11 protein-coding genes and 5 tRNA genes are annotated in these 17,365 nt (G+C 52.7%); 3 read left to right on the forward strand and 13 right to left on the reverse strand.

Going from position 1 to position 17,365, the window contains the following annotated elements:
* Positions 1 to 71 precede the first annotated feature (71 nt).
* On the reverse strand, positions 72 to 1,502 hold the full coding sequence (miaB, locus tag WC7_RS18700; RefSeq protein ID WP_016152245.1) for a tRNA (N6-isopentenyl adenosine(37)-C2)-methylthiotransferase MiaB: 1,431 nt from the start codon (positions 1,500 to 1,502) through the stop codon (positions 72 to 74).
* Positions 1,503 to 1,647: 145 nt separating this feature from the next.
* Between miaB and ubiF the strand changes: the two genes are divergently transcribed.
* Entirely contained in the window at positions 1,648 to 2,823 is a 1,176-nt protein-coding gene (gene ubiF, locus WC7_RS18695; protein WP_016152246.1) for a 3-demethoxyubiquinol 3-hydroxylase, read from the forward strand.
* A gap of 103 nt (positions 2,824 to 2,926) precedes the next feature.
* Here the strand turns inward: ubiF and WC7_RS18690 are convergent.
* The 10 genes from WC7_RS18690 to nagB form a co-directional block, all read right to left on the reverse strand.
* Positions 2,927 to 3,001: transfer RNA gene (locus WC7_RS18690), tRNA-Gln, on the reverse strand.
* 36 nt (positions 3,002 to 3,037) lie between these two features.
* Positions 3,038 to 3,112, reverse strand: a tRNA-Gln gene (locus tag WC7_RS18685).
* 36 nt (positions 3,113 to 3,148) lie between these two features.
* Positions 3,149 to 3,223: transfer RNA gene (locus WC7_RS18680), tRNA-Gln, on the reverse strand.
* 23 nt (positions 3,224 to 3,246) lie between these two features.
* Positions 3,247 to 3,331 (reverse strand) — tRNA-Leu (locus WC7_RS18675).
* A gap of 8 nt (positions 3,332 to 3,339) precedes the next feature.
* Positions 3,340 to 3,416 (reverse strand) — tRNA-Met (locus WC7_RS18670).
* Positions 3,417 to 3,638: 222 nt separating this feature from the next.
* Positions 3,639 to 5,303, reverse strand: coding sequence for an asparagine synthase B (gene asnB / locus WC7_RS18665; RefSeq protein WP_003835552.1), 1,665 nt, complete (start codon positions 5,301 to 5,303; stop codon positions 3,639 to 3,641).
* Positions 5,304 to 5,555: 252 nt separating this feature from the next.
* Entirely contained in the window at positions 5,556 to 6,308 is a 753-nt protein-coding gene (gene nagD / locus WC7_RS18660) for a ribonucleotide monophosphatase NagD (RefSeq protein WP_005121413.1), read from the reverse strand.
* 154 nt (positions 6,309 to 6,462) lie between these two features.
* Positions 6,463 to 7,683 carry a DNA-binding transcriptional regulator NagC gene (locus WC7_RS18655; protein ID WP_016152247.1) on the reverse strand — a complete coding sequence of 407 codons (1,221 nt, stop codon included), beginning with the start codon at positions 7,681 to 7,683 and terminating at the stop codon, positions 6,463 to 6,465.
* 8 nt (positions 7,684 to 7,691) lie between these two features.
* Positions 7,692 to 8,840: an N-acetylglucosamine-6-phosphate deacetylase gene (gene nagA, locus WC7_RS18650; RefSeq protein ID WP_032931096.1), complete on the reverse strand. Its 1,149-nt coding sequence runs from the start codon at positions 8,838 to 8,840 to the stop codon at positions 7,692 to 7,694.
* A 60-nt stretch (positions 8,841 to 8,900) separates the two neighbouring features.
* Positions 8,901 to 9,701 carry a glucosamine-6-phosphate deaminase gene (gene nagB, locus WC7_RS18645; RefSeq protein WP_003022803.1) on the reverse strand — a complete coding sequence of 267 codons (801 nt, stop codon included), beginning with the start codon at positions 9,699 to 9,701 and terminating at the stop codon, positions 8,901 to 8,903.
* 342 nt (positions 9,702 to 10,043) lie between these two features.
* Here nagB and nagE point away from each other — a divergent pair, with 342 nt between their 5' ends.
* The gene (gene nagE, locus WC7_RS18640; protein ID WP_016152249.1) at positions 10,044 to 11,993 is read left to right on the forward strand and encodes a PTS N-acetyl glucosamine transporter subunit IIABC; all 1,950 of its coding nucleotides are present in this window, start codon (positions 10,044 to 10,046) and stop codon (positions 11,991 to 11,993) included.
* 187 nt (positions 11,994 to 12,180) lie between these two features.
* A complete protein-coding gene (gene glnS / locus WC7_RS18635) occupies positions 12,181 to 13,848 on the forward strand; it encodes a glutamine--tRNA ligase (RefSeq protein ID WP_016152250.1) in 1,668 nt (555 codons plus the stop codon).
* A gap of 58 nt (positions 13,849 to 13,906) precedes the next feature.
* On the opposite strand, the gene WC7_RS18630 is transcribed toward glnS, so the two are convergent.
* Together WC7_RS18630 and WC7_RS18625 are read right to left on the reverse strand one after the other, a co-directional pair.
* Complete coding sequence (locus WC7_RS18630) at positions 13,907 to 15,190, reverse strand: ABC transporter substrate-binding protein (protein ID WP_016152251.1); 1,284 nt, start codon at positions 15,188 to 15,190, stop codon at positions 13,907 to 13,909.
* Between the two features lie 33 nt (positions 15,191 to 15,223).
* Positions 15,224 to 17,332 carry an ADP-ribosylglycohydrolase family protein gene (locus tag WC7_RS18625; RefSeq protein WP_016152252.1) on the reverse strand — a complete coding sequence of 703 codons (2,109 nt, stop codon included), beginning with the start codon at positions 17,330 to 17,332 and terminating at the stop codon, positions 15,224 to 15,226.
* Between the last annotated feature and the right edge of the window lie 33 nt (positions 17,333 to 17,365).

The following is a 17,365-nucleotide window of genomic DNA, read 5'->3' on the forward strand; positions in this document are numbered from 1 at the left end:
TACAAGGCCCGCCGGGGCAGCGAGCCCAGAAGAGTAAGCCCGATAAGCGTAGCGCCATCGGGCATTGAAGATTAAGGCTGATAAATACCGACGCCCAGATCGTTTTCTTTGCGGGTACGCGCAATAACCGACTCAGGGGATTCAGCGATGCGCAGGCCCATTTCGTCTTCGGTGCGCACCACTTTACCGCGCAGGGAGTTCGTCCAGACATCGGTAATTTCTACATCCACGAACTTACCGACCATCTCCGGGTTGCCTTCAAAGTTCACCACTCGGTTATTTTCGGTACGGCCAGACAGTTCCATGATGCTTTTACGCGATGTGCCTTCAACCAGAATGCGCTGGGTCGTGCCGACCATGCGACGGCTCCAGGCCATAGCTTGCTGGTTAATACGCTCTTGCAGAATATACAGGCGCTGTTTTTTCTCTTCTTCCGGCACGTCGTCAACCATATCGGCGGCAGGGGTGCCTGGACGCGCAGAGAAGATAAAGCTGTAGCTCATGTCAAAATTGACGTCTGCAATCAACTTCATGGTCTGCTCGAAATCCTGCGTGGTTTCGCCTGGGAAGCCAACGATGAAGTCGGAGCTAATCTGGATATCCGGACGCGCTGCACGCAGTTTGCGGATGATCGCTTTATATTCCAGCGCGGTATGGGTGCGTCCCATCAGGTTCAGTACGCGATCTGAACCGCTCTGTACCGGCAGGTGCAGGAAGCTCACCAGTTCTGGCGTGTCACGATACACTTCAATGATATCATCGGTGAATTCGATCGGATGGCTGGTGGTGAAGCGGATACGGTCAATGCCATCGATCGCCGCGACCAGCCGCAGCAGATCGGCAAAAGATCCGATCGTGCCGTCGTAGTTCTCACCGCGCCAGGCGTTCACGTTTTGTCCCAGCAGGTTCACTTCACGCACGCCTTGCGCCGCAAGCTGGGCGATTTCAAACAGGATATCGTCCGCCGGACGGCTTACTTCCTCACCGCGGGTGTATGGCACCACGCAGTAAGTACAATATTTATTACAACCTTCCATGATTGACACGAATGCGCTTGGACCTTCAGCACGCGGTTCCGGTAGGCGGTCGAATTTTTCGATCTCCGGGAAACTGATATCAACCACCGGGCTACGGGTGGTGCTTCCACGCACTTTGTTGATCATTTCCGGCAGACGATGCAGGGTTTGCGGCCCAAAAATAATATCGACATAGTGCGCGCGTTGGCGAATATGGTCGCCTTCCTGAGACGCAACACAGCCACCGACACCGATGATCAGTTTGGGGTTTTTCTCTTTTAACAGCTTCCAGCGGCCCAACTGATGGAAGACTTTTTCCTGAGCCTTCTCACGGATAGAGCAGGTATTCAGCAGCAGCACATCCGCTTCTTCGGCCACGTCGGTCAGTTGATACCCATGGGTGGCATCCAGCAGATCGGCCATCTTCGATGAATCGTATTCGTTCATCTGACAGCCCCAGGTTTTAATATGGAGTTTTTTGGTCATCGACTTGCTCTTGCGAAATTGTGGCTGAAATGCAGGGCGCATAGTGTACTGCTTTGGCGCGGTTGTGACCAGTATGACGGATGTCAGCCTCAAGGGGTAAAAAATCCTGTAAACTTACACAATACATGTAACAGGATAATTGACCATGACAAATCAACCAACGGAAATTGCCATTGTCGGCGGGGGGATGGTCGGCGGCGCGCTGGCGCTAGGACTGGCGCAGCATGGATTTACGGTAACGGTCATTGAGCATGCCGTTCCCGCGCCGTTTGTGGCTGACGGACAGCCTGATGTCAGAATTTCGGCCATCAGCTCCGCCTCCGTGTCGTTACTGAAAGGGCTGGGCGTCTGGGATACGGTTCAGGGGATGCGCAGCCATCCTTACCGTCGTTTGGAAACGTGGGAATGGGAAAATGCCCATGTGATGTTTGATGCCGCCGAGCTTAAGCTGCCCTTGCTGGGCTATATGGTGGAAAACACGGTCCTGCAACAGGCGCTCTGGCAGGCTCTGGACGTTCACCCCAAAGTCACGCTGCGCGTGCCTGCGTCGCTGATCTCTCTGCATCAACATAACGATCGGCATGAGCTTGAGCTGGCTGGTGGCGAAAAAATCAGCGCGAAGCTGGTCATCGGCGCCGATGGCGCAAATTCTCAGGTGCGGAAAATGGCCGGGATTGGTATCCATGCCTGGCAATATGCGCAGTCCTGTATGTTGATAACCGTACAATGCGAGAATTCGCCGGGAGACAGCACCTGGCAGCAATTCACCCCTGACGGTCCGCGCGCATTTTTACCGCTGTTTGATAACTGGGCCTCGCTGGTGTGGTACGACTCACCGGCGCGTATCCGTCAGTTGCAAGGTTTGAATATGTCGCAACTGCAGGCGGAGATCGCCAAACATTTCCCATCGCGACTCGGTAACGTTACGCCTGTGGCAGCGGGGGCATTCCCGCTAACGCGCCGTCACGCGCTGCAATATGTGCAGCCAGGACTGGCGCTGGTGGGTGACGCCGCGCATACCATTCATCCGCTGGCGGGGCAGGGCGTTAATTTGGGGTTCCGTGATGTGGATGCGCTGATTGACGTGCTGGTGAATGCGCGCAGCTACGGTGAGTCCTGGGCCAGTCAGCCGGTGCTGAAGCGCTATCAGAACCGTCGCATGACTGACAATTTCATCATGCAAAGCGGCATGGATCTGTTCTACGCAGGATTTAGCAACAACCTGCAGCCGCTGCGTATCATGCGTAATCTTGGGCTAATGGCCGCAGAGCGCGCCGGTATGTTGAAACGCCAGGCACTCAAGTACGCGTTAGGATTGTAATTCAGACAGGCCTACAGAGAACGTTGTAGGCCTGGTAAGCGTAGTGCCATCAGATAATAAATGCAGAAAAGCAAAAAGCTCGCCGAAGCGAGCTTTTTTAATATGGCTGGGGTACGAGGATTCGAACCTCGGAATGCTGGTATCAGAAACCAGAGCCTTACCGCTTGGCGATACCCCAACGGGTGCATCCACAGAATGGACGGCTTTTTGAAATTGGCTGGGGTACGAGGATTCGAACCTCGGAATGCTGGTATCAGAAACCAGAGCCTTACCGCTTGGCGATACCCCAACGGGTGCATCCACAGAATGGACGGCTTTTTGAAATTGGCTGGGGTACGAGGATTCGAACCTCGGAATGCTGGTATCAGAAACCAGAGCCTTACCGCTTGGCGATACCCCATCCGTGCAACGCTTACGGGTGAATGGTGCGGGAGGCGAGACTTGAACTCGCACACCTTGCGGCGCCAGAACCTAAATCTGGTGCGTCTACCAATTTCGCCACTCCCGCAAAAAAGATGGTGGCTACGACGGGATTCGAACCTGTGACCCCATCATTATGAGTGATGTGCTCTAACCAGCTGAGCTACGTAGCCATCTTTTTTTCGCGTAACCTTATCGGCGTTGCGGGGCGCATTATGCGTATTGAGCCTTGAAGCGTCAACCCCTTTTTCATTGAAAATAGCTGGAATGTGACTGTTTGGTTAGGTTGCGAACAGCATGACGCAATATTCGGCAATTATTAGTTATTAATTGTTTTTTTGCACAGAAAACAGACATAAAAAAGAGCCCCGCAGGGCCCTTTTCTAAGGATTAACTTATTTATAAGCGGACTGATGTACGCCAACCGCACGACCAGAAGGATCGTTCATGGTTTTAAACGCCTCATCCCATTCGATTGCTTTGGCAGAAGAACAGGCAACAGACGGCCCGCCAGGCACACATTCCGCAGCGCTCGCAACCGGGAACAGCTCTTCGAAAATCTCACGGTACAAATACGCTTCTTTAGAAGATGGCGTATTGTAAGGGAAACGGAAGCTGGCGGTTTCCAGTTGTTGGTCAGAAACTTGCTCAGCGGCCACCTCTTTCAGGGTATCAATCCAGCTGTAACCGACACCATCGGAGAACTGCTCTTTCTGACGCCATGCAACGCTTGCTGGCAGGTAGGACTCAAAACATTCGCGCAGAACATGTTTTTCCATTTTGCCGTTGCCGCACATTTTGTCCTGTGGGTTGATGCGCATCGCCACATCAAGGAATTTCTTATCCAGGAAGGGCACGCGAGCTTCCACGCCCCAGGCCGACATAGCTTTGTTGGCACGGGCACAGTCGAACATATGCAGCGCCTGCAGCTTACGCACGGTCTCTTCGTGCAGCTCTTTTGCATCTGGTGCTTTGTGGAAATAGAGATAGCCGCCAAATACTTCGTCAGAACCTTCGCCCGACAGCACCATTTTAATGCCCATCGCTTTAATTTTACGCGACATTAAGTACATCGGGGTCGAGGCGCGAATCGTCGTAACATCGTAAGTTTCGATGTGATAAATCACGTCGCGGATAGCATCCAAACCTTCCTGCACGGTGAAGTGGATCTCATGGTGTACAGTACCCAGATGGTTCGCCACCTCTTGCGCGGCTTTCAGGTCCGGTGCGCCTTCCAGGCCTACGGCGAAGGAGTGCAACTGCGGCCACCAGGCTTCGCTACGTTCCTGATCTTCAACACGACGCGCGGCGTATTTTTTGGTGATTGCGGAAATGACGGATGAATCCAGACCGCCGGACAGCAATACACCATAAGGAACATCTGACATCAGGTGGCTTTTCACTGCATCTTCCAGTGCCTGACGCAACTCGTTTTTATCGGTAACGTTGTCTTTTACCGCATCGTATTCAAACCAGTCGCGCTGGTAGTACTGACGAATTTCGCCGTCTTTACTCCATAAATAGCTACCGGCCGGGAATTCTTTGATCGTGCGACACACGGGAACCAGGGCTTTCATTTCAGACGCAACGTAGAAGTTACCGTGCTCGTCGTAACCCATATACAGCGGGATGATCCCGATATGATCGCGACCGATCAGGTAAGCGTCCTGCTCGCTGTCGTACAGAGCAAAAGCAAACATGCCTTGCAGGTCATCCAGAAACTCTGGGCCTTTTTCCTGATACAGCGCAAGGATAACTTCGCAGTCGGAACCGGTCTGGAACTGATAGCGATCGCCGTATTCAGCGCGCAGCGCCTGATGGTTATAAATTTCACCGTTAACCGCCAGGATATGCGTTTTCTTCACGTTGTACAGCGGCTGAGCACCGGCGTTGACGTCGACGATGGACAGACGTTCGTGCGCCAGAATGGCGTTATCACTGGCGTAAATACCCGACCAGTCCGGGCCGCGATGGCGCATCAGACGAGACAATTCCAGGGCTTTTTTACGCAGTTCAACTGCGTCAGTTTTAATATCGAATACGCCAAAAATAGAACACATAACCTTCTCCGTTAACCTGTTGTGTGATGCTTTTTATGTTTGCTTGATAAAGAAAATGCCGCAAAGCTGGAGAGGGCGCAAGTGAATTACGGGTCAGAAAATAAAAAACGCAATGGTCATTGTGGATTGGTGAAAAAAGATTACAGAATAGACGGGTTTATTAATGAATCGATAATGTTATGGCGGTTTTATTAAATGGAAGGGTTTCTTCTGGCCGGATATGACGCGGGGGCGTCTTATCCGGCTTACGCATCAAATCACATCAATTTCCGCAACGGACGGGTAAATCCAGCTTGGTCTGAACGGCATGCTGTCAATGTCGTCGAGCGTCGAAACGCCAGACAATACCAGGATGGTTTCGAGACCCGCCTGGAAGCCCGCCAGAATATCGGTACGCAGGTTATCGCCCACAATAACGGTCTCTTCCGAATGCGCCTGCATTTTGTTGAGCGCCGCGCGAATAATCCACGGGCTGGGTTTGCCCACATAAAATGGCTTGCGGCCAGAGATTTTTTCGATACCGGCGCACAGCGCACCACAGGCGGGATAAAAGCCGCGTCCGTGAGTATCCGGGTTTGTGGCGATGAAACGCGCGCCATTGGCCACAAAATATGCTGCTTTATGCATCATGTCCCAGTTATAGGATCGCGTCTCGCCAACAATCACAAAATCGGGGTTCACGTCAGTAATAGTAAACCCGGCTTTATACAGCTCGTGAATTAACGCACCTTCACCTACCACGTAGGCCTTTTTCCCTTCCTGGCGGCGAAGAAAATCAGCGGTAGCCATGGCGGAAGTATAAAAGACGCTATCAGGGACATTCACACCCGCAGTGGCGAAGCGGTTTGCCAAATCTTGCCCGGTCTGTGAAGGATAGTTAGTCAGCAAAACTAACGGCAGGCCTTTTTCCAGGATCCCAGTCAGAAATTCTGCCGCACCCGGTACGGCAACATTGTCGTGCATCAGCACGCCGTCGATATCACAAATTACATTCTTAATGGCCATGGACAATCCGACATCAAAAAAAGAAGGCATTACTATACACAAAATACACTAAATCATTCGAGTTGCATCAAGGCGGCAAGTCTGAGAACCCTGGAGCTTACTGAAGTAAGTGACTGGGGTGAGCAGATGCAGCTAACGCAGAGGCTGCTTGGTATTAGCTTTCCAGCAAACGTTGCAGCAATGTACCGTTGAGCATCGCACGCTTCACCAGCGCAAAGGCGCCAATAGCTGAACGGTGATCCAGCGTGGAACGAACCACCGGTAAATTGTGGCGAAATGCTTTCAACGCCTGCGTGTTGATACAGCTTTCTATAGCAGGCAGCAGCACTTTATCAGCCTCGGTAATTTCGCCCGCAATGACGATTTTTTGCGGGTTAAACAGGTTGATAGCGATGGCGATGGTTTTCCCCAGGTGGCGACCAACGTGCTCAATGACTTCTGATGCCAGGTTATCGCCTTTATTAGCCGCCTTACAGATGGCTTTAATGCCGCAATCATCCAGCGTGAGTCGGCTTGGATAACCCTGTTTCAATAAGTTCTGCACGCGGTGTTCAATGGAGGCATTAGCGGCAATTGTTTCCAGACAGCCGAAATTACCGCAGTGACAGCGCTCACCCAGCGGCTCTACCTGAATATGGCCAATCTCACCCACGTTGCCATTGCGACCAATAAAAATTCGGCCATTGGAGATGATTCCCGCCCCGGTTCCGCGGTGAACACGCACCAAAATGGAGTCTTCGCAATCCTGGCTTGCCCCGAAATAGTGCTCGGCCAGCGCCAGACTGCGAATATCGTGACCGACAAAGCAGGTGACCTTAAAGCGTTTTTCGAGTGCTTCGACCAGCCCCCAGTTTTCGACCTGAATGTGCGGCATATAGCGGATGACGCCGCTTTCAGGATCAACAAGGCCTGGCAGAATGACGGAAATCGCAACCAGCTCGCGGATTTTCCGCTGGCAGTTCTCAATAAAGGTGGCAATGGTGTTGAGCAGCGCATACTCCAGCGTTTCCTGGGTGCGCTCCGGGAGAGGATAATGCTCTTCAGCGACCACTTTACTGCTCATATCATAGAGCGTGAGCGTAGTATCGTGGCGACCCAGGCGTACGCCAATCGCGTGGAAATTGCGGGTTTCAGTGACGATAGAGATAGCGCGGCGGCCCCCGGTGGAAGCCTGCTGATCGACTTCTTTGATCAGCCCGCGTTCGATCAATTGACGCGTAATTTTCGTTACGCTGGCGGGGGCAAGCTGGCTTTGCTCGGCAATTTGAATTCGCGAGATTGGCCCATGCTGGTCAATCAGGCGATAAACCGCCGCGCTGTTAAGCTGTTTTACGAGATCAACATTACCTATTTGAGCTTGTCCGCCTGGTGTCATTCTTTCTCTTACTCAGTAACGACCTCGTTGCCATTAACGATGGTCTTGATAATTTTAAAGTCGTGCGTGAACGCAGTCAGGTTGGCTACTTTGCCTGGCGCGATGCTGCCGAGTTGTTTGTCGACGCCAATGGCGCGAGCAGGGTAGAGCGTTGCCATACGTAAGACTTCGTCGAGAGCGATATTCGCATGTTCGACCAGATTGCGTACGCCTTCAATCATGGTTAATGATGAGCCGCTCAGTGTACCGTTCTCATCAACGCACAATCCATTACGGTAGTATATTGTTTTACCAGCGAAAATGAACTGTTCAATGTTTGCACCTGCTGGTGCGGTTGCGTCGGTGACCAGGCACAGCTTGTCGCCTTTCAGGCGTTTGGCATTACGAATGTTCACGTAATCAACGTGGAGGCCATCGGCGATGATACCGCAATAGATATCGGCTTCATCAAGAATAGCGCCCGCCAGACCAGGTTCGCGACCGGTAATGTACGGCATCGCGTTGAACAGATGCGTCGCAAAGGTGATGCCTGCGCGGAACCCGATTTTTGCTTCTTTTACCGTTGCATTTGAGTGACCCGCAGAAACCACAATACCCGCATTCACCAGTTTGGTAATGACCTCTACCGGGACCATTTCTGGCGCCAGCGTTACTTTGGTGATCACATCGGCATTATTGCACAGGAAATCAACCAGCGCAGCGTCCGGTTGACGGACAAATCCCGGATTATGGGTGCCTTTTTTCACCAGATTCAGCCACGGGCCTTCCAGATGAAGTCCTAGTGCCTGATTCGGGTGTTTCGCCAGGTATTCACGCATGACGCGGACGCCTTGTTTCATCAGGTCATCGCTGGTGGTGATAAGCGTTGGCAGGTAGCTGGTGCAGCCAGATTTTTCATTGGCTTTCTGCATGATTTCCAGCGTTTCAACGGTCACGGCTTCTGCCGTATCGTTAAATTGTACGCCGCCGCAGCCGTTTAGCTGTACATCGATAAAACCGGGGGAAACAATGGCCCCATTCAGTGAGCGCTGTTCAATTCCTGACGGTAACTCAGCCAGTGGGCAAACGCTGTCAATCAGGCCATTGGCGACAACAATCGCATGGTCATCAAGAATTTCGTGACCGGTAAAAATCCGGCCCTGGGTTAAAGCATACATTCCGACCCCCGATTTCAAAAAATGCCGCCCTGCAACTTATCGACAGGGCGGAGACATCAATTACAGACCTTTAATATTTTCCGCTTCTAACTCGTTAAAGTATTTCAGCGTCTTCACTTTCAGTTCCATGGTGGAAGGCTCATCGCAGACCACAACGGCTTTCGGATGCAGCTGCAGACAGCTGATGGTCCACATATGGTTAACGTTGCCTTCAACGGCGGCTTGCAGCGCCTGCGCTTTCTGGTGGCCCAGTACCAGGATCATCACTTCTTCAGCATCCAGCAGGGTGCCCACGCCAACGGTCAGCGCATATTTAGGCACCTGGCTTACGTCGCCGTCAAAGAAGCGTGAGTTCGCAACACGCGTGTCGTGAGTCAGCGTTTTGATGCGGGTACGGGAAGCCAAAGAAGAGGCTGGTTCGTTGAACGCGATGTGACCATCGTTGCCTACGCCGCCCATAAACAGGTGGATTTTACCGTAAGAACGGATTTTTTCTTCATACTGACGGCATTCTGCATCAATATCCGGTGCGTTACCATTGAGGAGGTTGATGTTTTCTGCTGGAATATCAACGTGATCAAAGAAGTTGCGATGCATGAAGCTATGGTAGCTTTCCGGATGCTCTTTCGGCAGGCCAACATATTCGTCCATATTGAACGTTACAACATGTTTGAAGCTTACCTGGCCCGCTTTGTGCATTTCAACCAATGCTTTGTAGGCTGTCAGCGGAGTACCGCCAGTCGGCAGGCCCAAAACGAACGGACGATCAGCCGTTGGTTTGAACGCGTTAATACGGTTAACGATATGGCGAGCAGCCCATTTGCCGACTTGTTCAGCGGTATTCAGGGGGATCAGTCTCATTCTTCACCTCAAAAGTAAATGTAAGCAATTGGCGGATTGAGTCTCTGTGCAGTATTAAGCGTAACCTGGTTTTGCATCGGTAAGGATCAATCCGTTTCGATTTTTTGAATGATAAAATAAGTTTTCGTAGTTAGCCAGTGGAAGGGAGGGTTAATAACGATATTTGGTGACTGGAATCACAAAAAACACGCATTTAATTTGCGATACGAATTAAATTTTCACACACTCTGAATGTAGATGAATGGTTAATATTGTTGTTCCAGAATCTTGCTGTCAGGAATGGTCGCACAATAAAAATATGGCTTCAAAGAAGCCTAATCGGGGTCTCGTAGGGGGAATAAAATGAATATTTTAGGTTTTTTCCAGCGGCTGGGTAGGGCGTTACAGCTCCCCATCGCTGTGCTGCCAGTCGCGGCACTGCTGCTGCGATTCGGCCAACCAGATTTACTTAACGTACCCTTCATCGCGCAAGCGGGTGGGGCCATCTTTGATAACCTGGCGTTAATTTTCGCTATCGGTGTGGCTTCCAGCTGGTCAAAAGACAGCGCGGGTGCTGCAGCGCTGGCGGGTGCGGTTGGTTATTTCATATTGACCAAAGCAATGGTTACCATTAACCCGGCCATCAACATGGGCGTGCTGGCAGGTATCATCACTGGTCTGGTCGGCGGTGCGGTATATAACCGTTGGTCTGGTATCAAACTACCTGACTTCCTGAGCTTCTTTGGCGGCAAACGCTTCGTGCCGATCGCCACTGGCTTCTTCTGTCTGGTGCTGGCTGCTATCTTCGGCTACGTGTGGCCGCCGGTGCAGAACGCCATCCATGCGGGAGGTGAGTGGATCGTGGGCGCTGGCGCGCTGGGTTCCGGTATCTTTGGTTTCATCAACCGTCTGCTGATCCCAACCGGTCTGCATCAGGTGCTGAACACCATCGCCTGGTTCCAGATTGGTGAATTCACTAACGCTGCAGGTACCGTATTCCACGGTGACATCAACCGCTTCTACGCGGGTGACGGCACTGCGGGTATGTTCATGTCTGGCTTCTTCCCGATCATGATGTTTGGTCTGCCGGGTGCGGCGCTGGCAATGTACTTCGCCGCTCCGAAAGCACGTCGTCCGATGGTTGGCGGTATGCTGTTGTCCGTTGCGATCACCGCGTTCCTGACCGGTGTTACCGAGCCGCTGGAATTCCTGTTCATGTTCCTGGCGCCATTGCTGTACCTCCTGCACGCACTGTTAACGGGTATCAGCCTGTTCGTTGCAACACTGCTGGGGATCCACGCGGGCTTCTCCTTCTCCGCAGGTGCTATCGACTACGTGTTGATGTACAACCTGCCGGCGGCAAGTCAGAACGTCTGGATGCTGGTCGTGATGGGCCTGGTGTTCTTCGTCATTTACTTTGTGTTGTTCAGCGCGGTTATTCGCATGTTTAACCTGAAAACGCCGGGCCGTGAAGATAAAGAAGACGATATCGTTACTGAAGAAGCGAACAGCAACACTGAAGAAGGTCTGGCTCAACTGGCAACCAACTACATTGCAGCAGTTGGCGGTACCGATAACCTGAAAGCGATTGATGCCTGTATCACTCGTCTGCGTCTGACCGTTGCCGACTCCGGTCGCGTAAACGATGCGATGTGTAAACGTTTAGGCGCCTCTGGAGTGGTTAAGCTGAACAAGCAAACTATCCAGGTCATCGTGGGTGCGAAGGCCGAATCTATCGGCGACGAAATGAAGAAAGTTGTCGCGCGTGGCCCGGTGGCTGCAGCGTCTGGTGAAAGTGCGCCAGCAGCAGCGGCTCCGGTTGCTAAACCGCAAGCTGTAGCGAACGCTGTAACCGTTGAAACTTTAGTTTCTCCGATTACCGGTGACGTGGTTGCGCTGGAGCAGGTACCTGATGAAGCCTTCGCCAGCAAAGCTGTAGGCGACGGTGTGGCGGTGAAGCCAACGGATAAAATCGTGGTTGCTCCGGCTGCCGGCACCATCGTGAAAATCTTCAACACTAACCATGCGTTCTGCCTGGAAACCGTTAAAGGCGCGGAAATCGTGGTCCACATGGGCATCGATACAGTAGCGCTGGAAGGTAAAGGCTTTAAGCGTCTGGTTGAAGAAGGTGCGGAAGTGACTGCAGGTCAACCGATTCTGGAAATGGATCTGGAGTTCCTGAACGCCAACGCACGTTCCATGATTAGCCCGGTTGTGTGCAGCAACAGCGATGATTTCGGTGCTCTGGTCATTAAAGCCGAAGGTCATGTGGTTGCTGGTCAAACACCACTGTATGAGATTAAAGGTAAATAACTGCTCCTGAGTAAAGTGAGTTAAGTGCCTTAAGCGGCGGGGGATATTCCTCCGCCGCTTTTTTTTGCAGCAAATACCCTCATATATCCTGTTGAAACACCTTTTTTGTGCAACTAATAGTTGTCTCCTGACGTCGCTTATAAGATCATGTTCCGTTATACGTTGTTTACGCTTTGAGGAATCCACGATGAGTGAGGCTGAAGCCCGCCCGAGTAACTTTATTCGTCAGATCATCGATGAAGATCTGGCCAGTGGTAAGCACACCACTATCCATACACGTTTTCCGCCGGAGCCAAATGGCTATCTGCACATTGGCCACGCGAAATCCATTTGTCTGAACTTTGGCATTGCGCAAGATTACCAGGGCCAGTGCAACCTGCGTTTTGATGATACGAACCCGGTTAAAGAAGATATCGAGTACGTTGAGTCGATTAAAAACGACGTTGAATGGTTAGGTTTCCACTGGACTGGCGATATTCGCTACTCTTCGGATTACTTCGATCAGCTTCACGCCTATGCGGTAGAGCTTATTAATAAAGGCCTGGCGTACGTTGATGAACTGTCAGCGGAGGAGATCCGCGAATACCGCGGCACTCTGACGCAGCCGGGTAAAAACAGCCCGTTCCGCGATCGTAGCGTCGAAGAGAACCTGGCACTGTTCGAAAAAATGCGTACCGGTGGTTTTGAAGAAGGTAAAGCCTGCCTGCGCGCGAAAATCGATATGGCTTCGCCGTTTATCGTGATGCGCGATCCGGTGCTGTACCGTATTAAGTTCGCCGAACACCACCAGACCGGCAACAAGTGGTGCATCTACCCGATGTACGATTTTACCCACTGCATCAGCGATGCGCTGGAAGGCATTACGCATTCACTGTGTACGCTGGAGTTCCAGGATAACCGTCGTTTGTACGACTGGGTGCTGGACAACATCACCATTCCGGTTCACCCGCGCCAGTACGAATTCTCGCGCCTGAATCTGGAATATACCGTGATGTCCAAACGCAAGCTGAACCTGCTGGTGACCGACAAGCACGTTGAAGGTTGGGACGATCCGCGTATGCCGACGATTTCTGGCCTGCGTCGTCGTGGTTATACTGCTGCCGCTATTCGTGAGTTCTGCAAACGCATTGGCGTGACCAAGCAGGATAACACCATTGAGATTGCTTCTCTGGAGTCCTGCATTCGCGAAGATCTGAACGAAAACGCCCCGCGCGCGATGGCAGTTATCGATCCGGTGAAACTGGTTATCGAAAACTACCCGCAGGGCGAAAGCGAGTTGGTTACCATGCCTAACCATCCGAATAAACCGGAAATGGGCAGCCGTGAAGTGCCGTTTAGCGGTGAAATTTGGATCGATCGCGCAGACTTCCGCGAAGAAGCGAACAAGCAGTACAAGCGTCTGGTGATGGGCAAAGAAGTACGTCTGCGTAATGCTTACGTGATCAAGGCTGAACGTGTAGAGAAAGATGCAGAAGGGAATATCACCACCATTTTCTGCACCTACGATGCCGACACCCTGAGCAAAGATCCGGCTGATGGTCGTAAAGTAAAAGGTGTTATTCACTGGGTGAGCGCGTCCCATGCGCTGCCGATTGAAATCCGTTTGTACGATCGTCTGTTTAGCGTGCCAAACCCAGGTGCGGCGGAAGACTTCCTGTCCGTTATCAACCCGGAATCGCTGGTCATTAAGCAGGGCTACGGTGAGCCGTCACTGCAGGCTGCGATTGCAGGTAAAGCGTTCCAGTTTGAGCGTGAAGGCTACTTCTGCCTGGACAGCCGCTATGCAACGGCTGACAAGCTGGTATTTAACCGCACTGTAGGTCTGCGCGATACGTGGGCTAAAGTCGGCGAGTAATTGCTGTCACACTGCCTCAAACGCCGCCAACGCGATGTTTGAGGCGGATTTTTCTGTTTTACTTATGCTGCATTAACGCCTGAACCCGCTGCTGGCTGCGTTCCAGCACCACCGATGTCTCCTGCTTACCCACCGTCGCCTGATTGACCATTTCACTGAGGATCATGGAGCCGGTAATATCCCCCATCCGCGTAAAGTTCTTCTCGCCGACCGATCCAAAGACCTGCATATTCGGGTACTGGGCAATCAGCTGTTCAGGGAGAGTTCCAAAGACTTTGACGGCAGGGTTGTCCTTCCAGCTGACGTTTTGCGCGGCGGCCTTCGTCACCGGCAGCATCGCCCCCGGCGACATCAATACCCAGTCAGCCGCGTTCTGCGCCTGTCCCATAAAGCTGACAAATTTTTCGGCGGCTTTCGTTTCTGCCTCAGTCTGACCGGCTGTGAGCGTTAATGATGTGATAACGCCAAATACGGCAGGTGATTTTTCGCTCGGCACGACAAAGCCTAAATCCGCCAGTGAACCATCCTGATAAATCGCTGGCAGGATATAGGTCGAATAGACCGCCATCGGCGCGGTGCCGTTCATAAAGGCGTCTTTGATCTCTGTTACGTTGTTCGAGCCAGGCATGGTATAGCGGGCCAGTTCGCGATAATAGTTCAGCGAGGCCTGCATTTCCGCTGAGTTAACCGTGATGTCGCCGTTTGCGTTGAACACATTGGCACCGTTTGAAAGTGCGAACTGAGAGAAGGTTTGTTCGCTCATGACGCTTTCAGCCGTCGGCAGCGCGATGCCATATTTTTTACCGGCGCTGTCGGTCAGCCTGCGCGCCGCCTCCAGCAGCTGCGTCCAGTTTTTGGGTTCGTCGATTCCCGCTTTAGCCAGTACCGATTTCCGATACCAGACCCCCTGCAGCCAGGCGCTGATCGGCACGCCGGTATAGGCCGTTCCGTCTTCGGTACGAACAATGCGCAGCACGCCGTCGTAGAAGGCGCTTTCGCCTTGCCTGTCGATCAGCGTTTTCACCGCTTTGTGGTCGATAAGCTGCTCTTTATCCATGACTTTGGCATAGTCATGGCTGACCTCGACGACCTCCGGCAGTGATCCTGAGCGGGCAAGGGTAATGATTTTGGTATTATAGGCATCCTCTTCGACGGGAACCTGCTTCACAATAATATCCGGATTCTCTTGCTGAAAGCGGTTGATGATCCCGGCAATGACGGTCTGGCGCTCCTGCTCAACGGCGGAGTGCATAAATTCGATGGTCACCTGCTGCGGTTTATCCTCACAGCCTGAAAGCAAAACGGCGGTCATCAGCGCCAGCATTGTTTTTGATATTTTCATTTTTAATCCCTTGTTGTCGTCCATTTCCGTTGATTAGCAACTGGCGCTGATATGGATAGCGTCCGTCGACAGCGCACCTGCACAAATCAGTAAACCGATCCCGCCATCTATAAAGGCTTCGCGTTCAGCGTCCTCCACGCGCAGCGTTTTACCGTCAACGGTCGCGGAGATAATCTGCCCGTTGACGGCGATATCGAACGACACAGGGCGCTCGTACACGTCGGACAAAGCCGCTTCTGCCAGAACTTTGGTGCTGGTGTCGCGCACGCGGACGATCTGTAATTTTCCGTCGCGCAGGATGCGTGCGGCGTAATAGCGCCTCATCCCCTGCACCCGAAAAGCCAGACCGCCGTACTCCCCTGAATGCAGCGTAATGTCACTCTGAACGCGGTAGTTATCCCACTGCCGCGTTCCGTGAATAATCAATCCCTCGTCGTACTCTTTGGAGATGCGAAAGCTGGTGGGATAGTGGCGTGAAAAGAGATCCACGCCGTTTACCCAGGCTCGCCACCAAAAATTAGTTTCCCCTGTGGGTTTACGCAGGGTCAGCTCAGGTGCGCCGTCCCAGCGCATACTGTCGATGAGCAGGCGACCGCGGGCAACGCGGGCATCGGTGCTGATTGTTACGCCAATCTCGCCGATCGGTTGGCCCTGGCAGTCCGGGAGATCCAACGCCAGCGTTAGCGATTCACCCGGGGCTATGATCTGCGCGTCGCCGTACTGAGGCGTCAGCTGATTGTTGTCATCATAAACCCGGTAGCAGAGCCGCACGTTTAACGCGGATGTGTTATCCGGTGGCGCAATCAGGGTGGCCTGAAGACGCTGACCTGGGTAGATAAGTGGGGTAGCCATTAAATCGTAGCTGCGCATTTCCACGATTTCAGGCGGGGTAAAGGTTTGCGTGGTCACGCTGGCGTGAAGTCCGGGCGCAAGATGGCGATAGTGCAGACTCAACATCTGCCACCCCAGGTGCGCCTCATTCTTAACCTCAACCGCGGCCGCATTTTCTTCATTAAGGCAGCGGAAACCCTGCACGCTGCCTGGTAGTGAGAAATGGTACTGCGCGCCGGATTTTTTGGCTTCAGGGCGCGGCAGACCGGCAATCTGGTGTCCCAGCCCGACCAGGTAATCGGTGATCCGCACGGCGTTGTTTATCGAGAACCCCCCGTCGGCTGAGGAGATCAGCATTCTGTCCGCCAGCGGCCCGCGCCAGTCCGGGCCTGCGTCAATACCCTGGAGTCCCAGCATAATGCCGGACAGACAGCCGACATTCCCCGCATTGCAGTCAGTGTCCCATCCTGACGTATTGACAATGCACTGGGCCTGCTGGAAGTCGTCCGGCGCGTAAAGGATCGCCATAATCATCAGCGCATGATTAGGAATGATGTGGCAATTGCTGGGATATTTGTGATAGCCATAGTTGTCGTCGATTCGCTGGCGGGTCGTCTGCCAGTCGTTATCTTCCCGTCGCCAGCGACGGATATCGCCAACCAACTGGGCTATTTGCGACTCAGCCGGGATCACGGATAATCCGACGTCAATAAGCTGTTCGATCTCCTGGCAAATAAAGGCCTGTGACTCCATCGCCGCCCAGAGCATAGCGGCATACACCGCTTCACCGTCATGGCTCACGCTGGCGGCATTTTTGGCAAGTTCTGCCGCCATGCGGGGTTGTCCCGGTGCGACAAGCGCCCAGCTATCAATAAAGATTTGTGCGCCAATCTGTTCGGCAATCGTTTTCCCGTTGGTCGCAATGGCTCCGCTTAGCGGAGCCGGAATGCCTTTTTTGAGATTCAGCCAGGCGGTGTGTTCCGTCGAATTACCGTTGCCGCCCCACCAGAGAATGGTGCGCTTATCAATGATGTAATTAAGCCAGCAGTGACCCATCTGTTCCGCGCTCAGATCCGGCGGCAGGGCATAATCTTCCAGGGCGCGGATAAAGGTAAAGGTTCCGGCGACATCATCGTCGGTGACAACCAGCGGACGCTTAAATTTTTCGTGGACGTAATACTGGATCGGCCCCAGCTCCTGCATAATTTTTTCGTAGGTCCACCCTTCGAAAGGGCGGCCAAGGTAAACGCCGATTAATTTCCCTAACACCCCTGCATAAACGCGCGACTCATAATCTGAAGGCAATTCCATCTGTTTGATCCTTGTGTGGTGTTTTATCAGCCG

This window comes from Citrobacter sp. KTE151, assembly GCF_000398845.1.
GTDB classification, from domain to species: Bacteria; Pseudomonadota; Gammaproteobacteria; order Enterobacterales; family Enterobacteriaceae; genus Citrobacter; species Citrobacter braakii.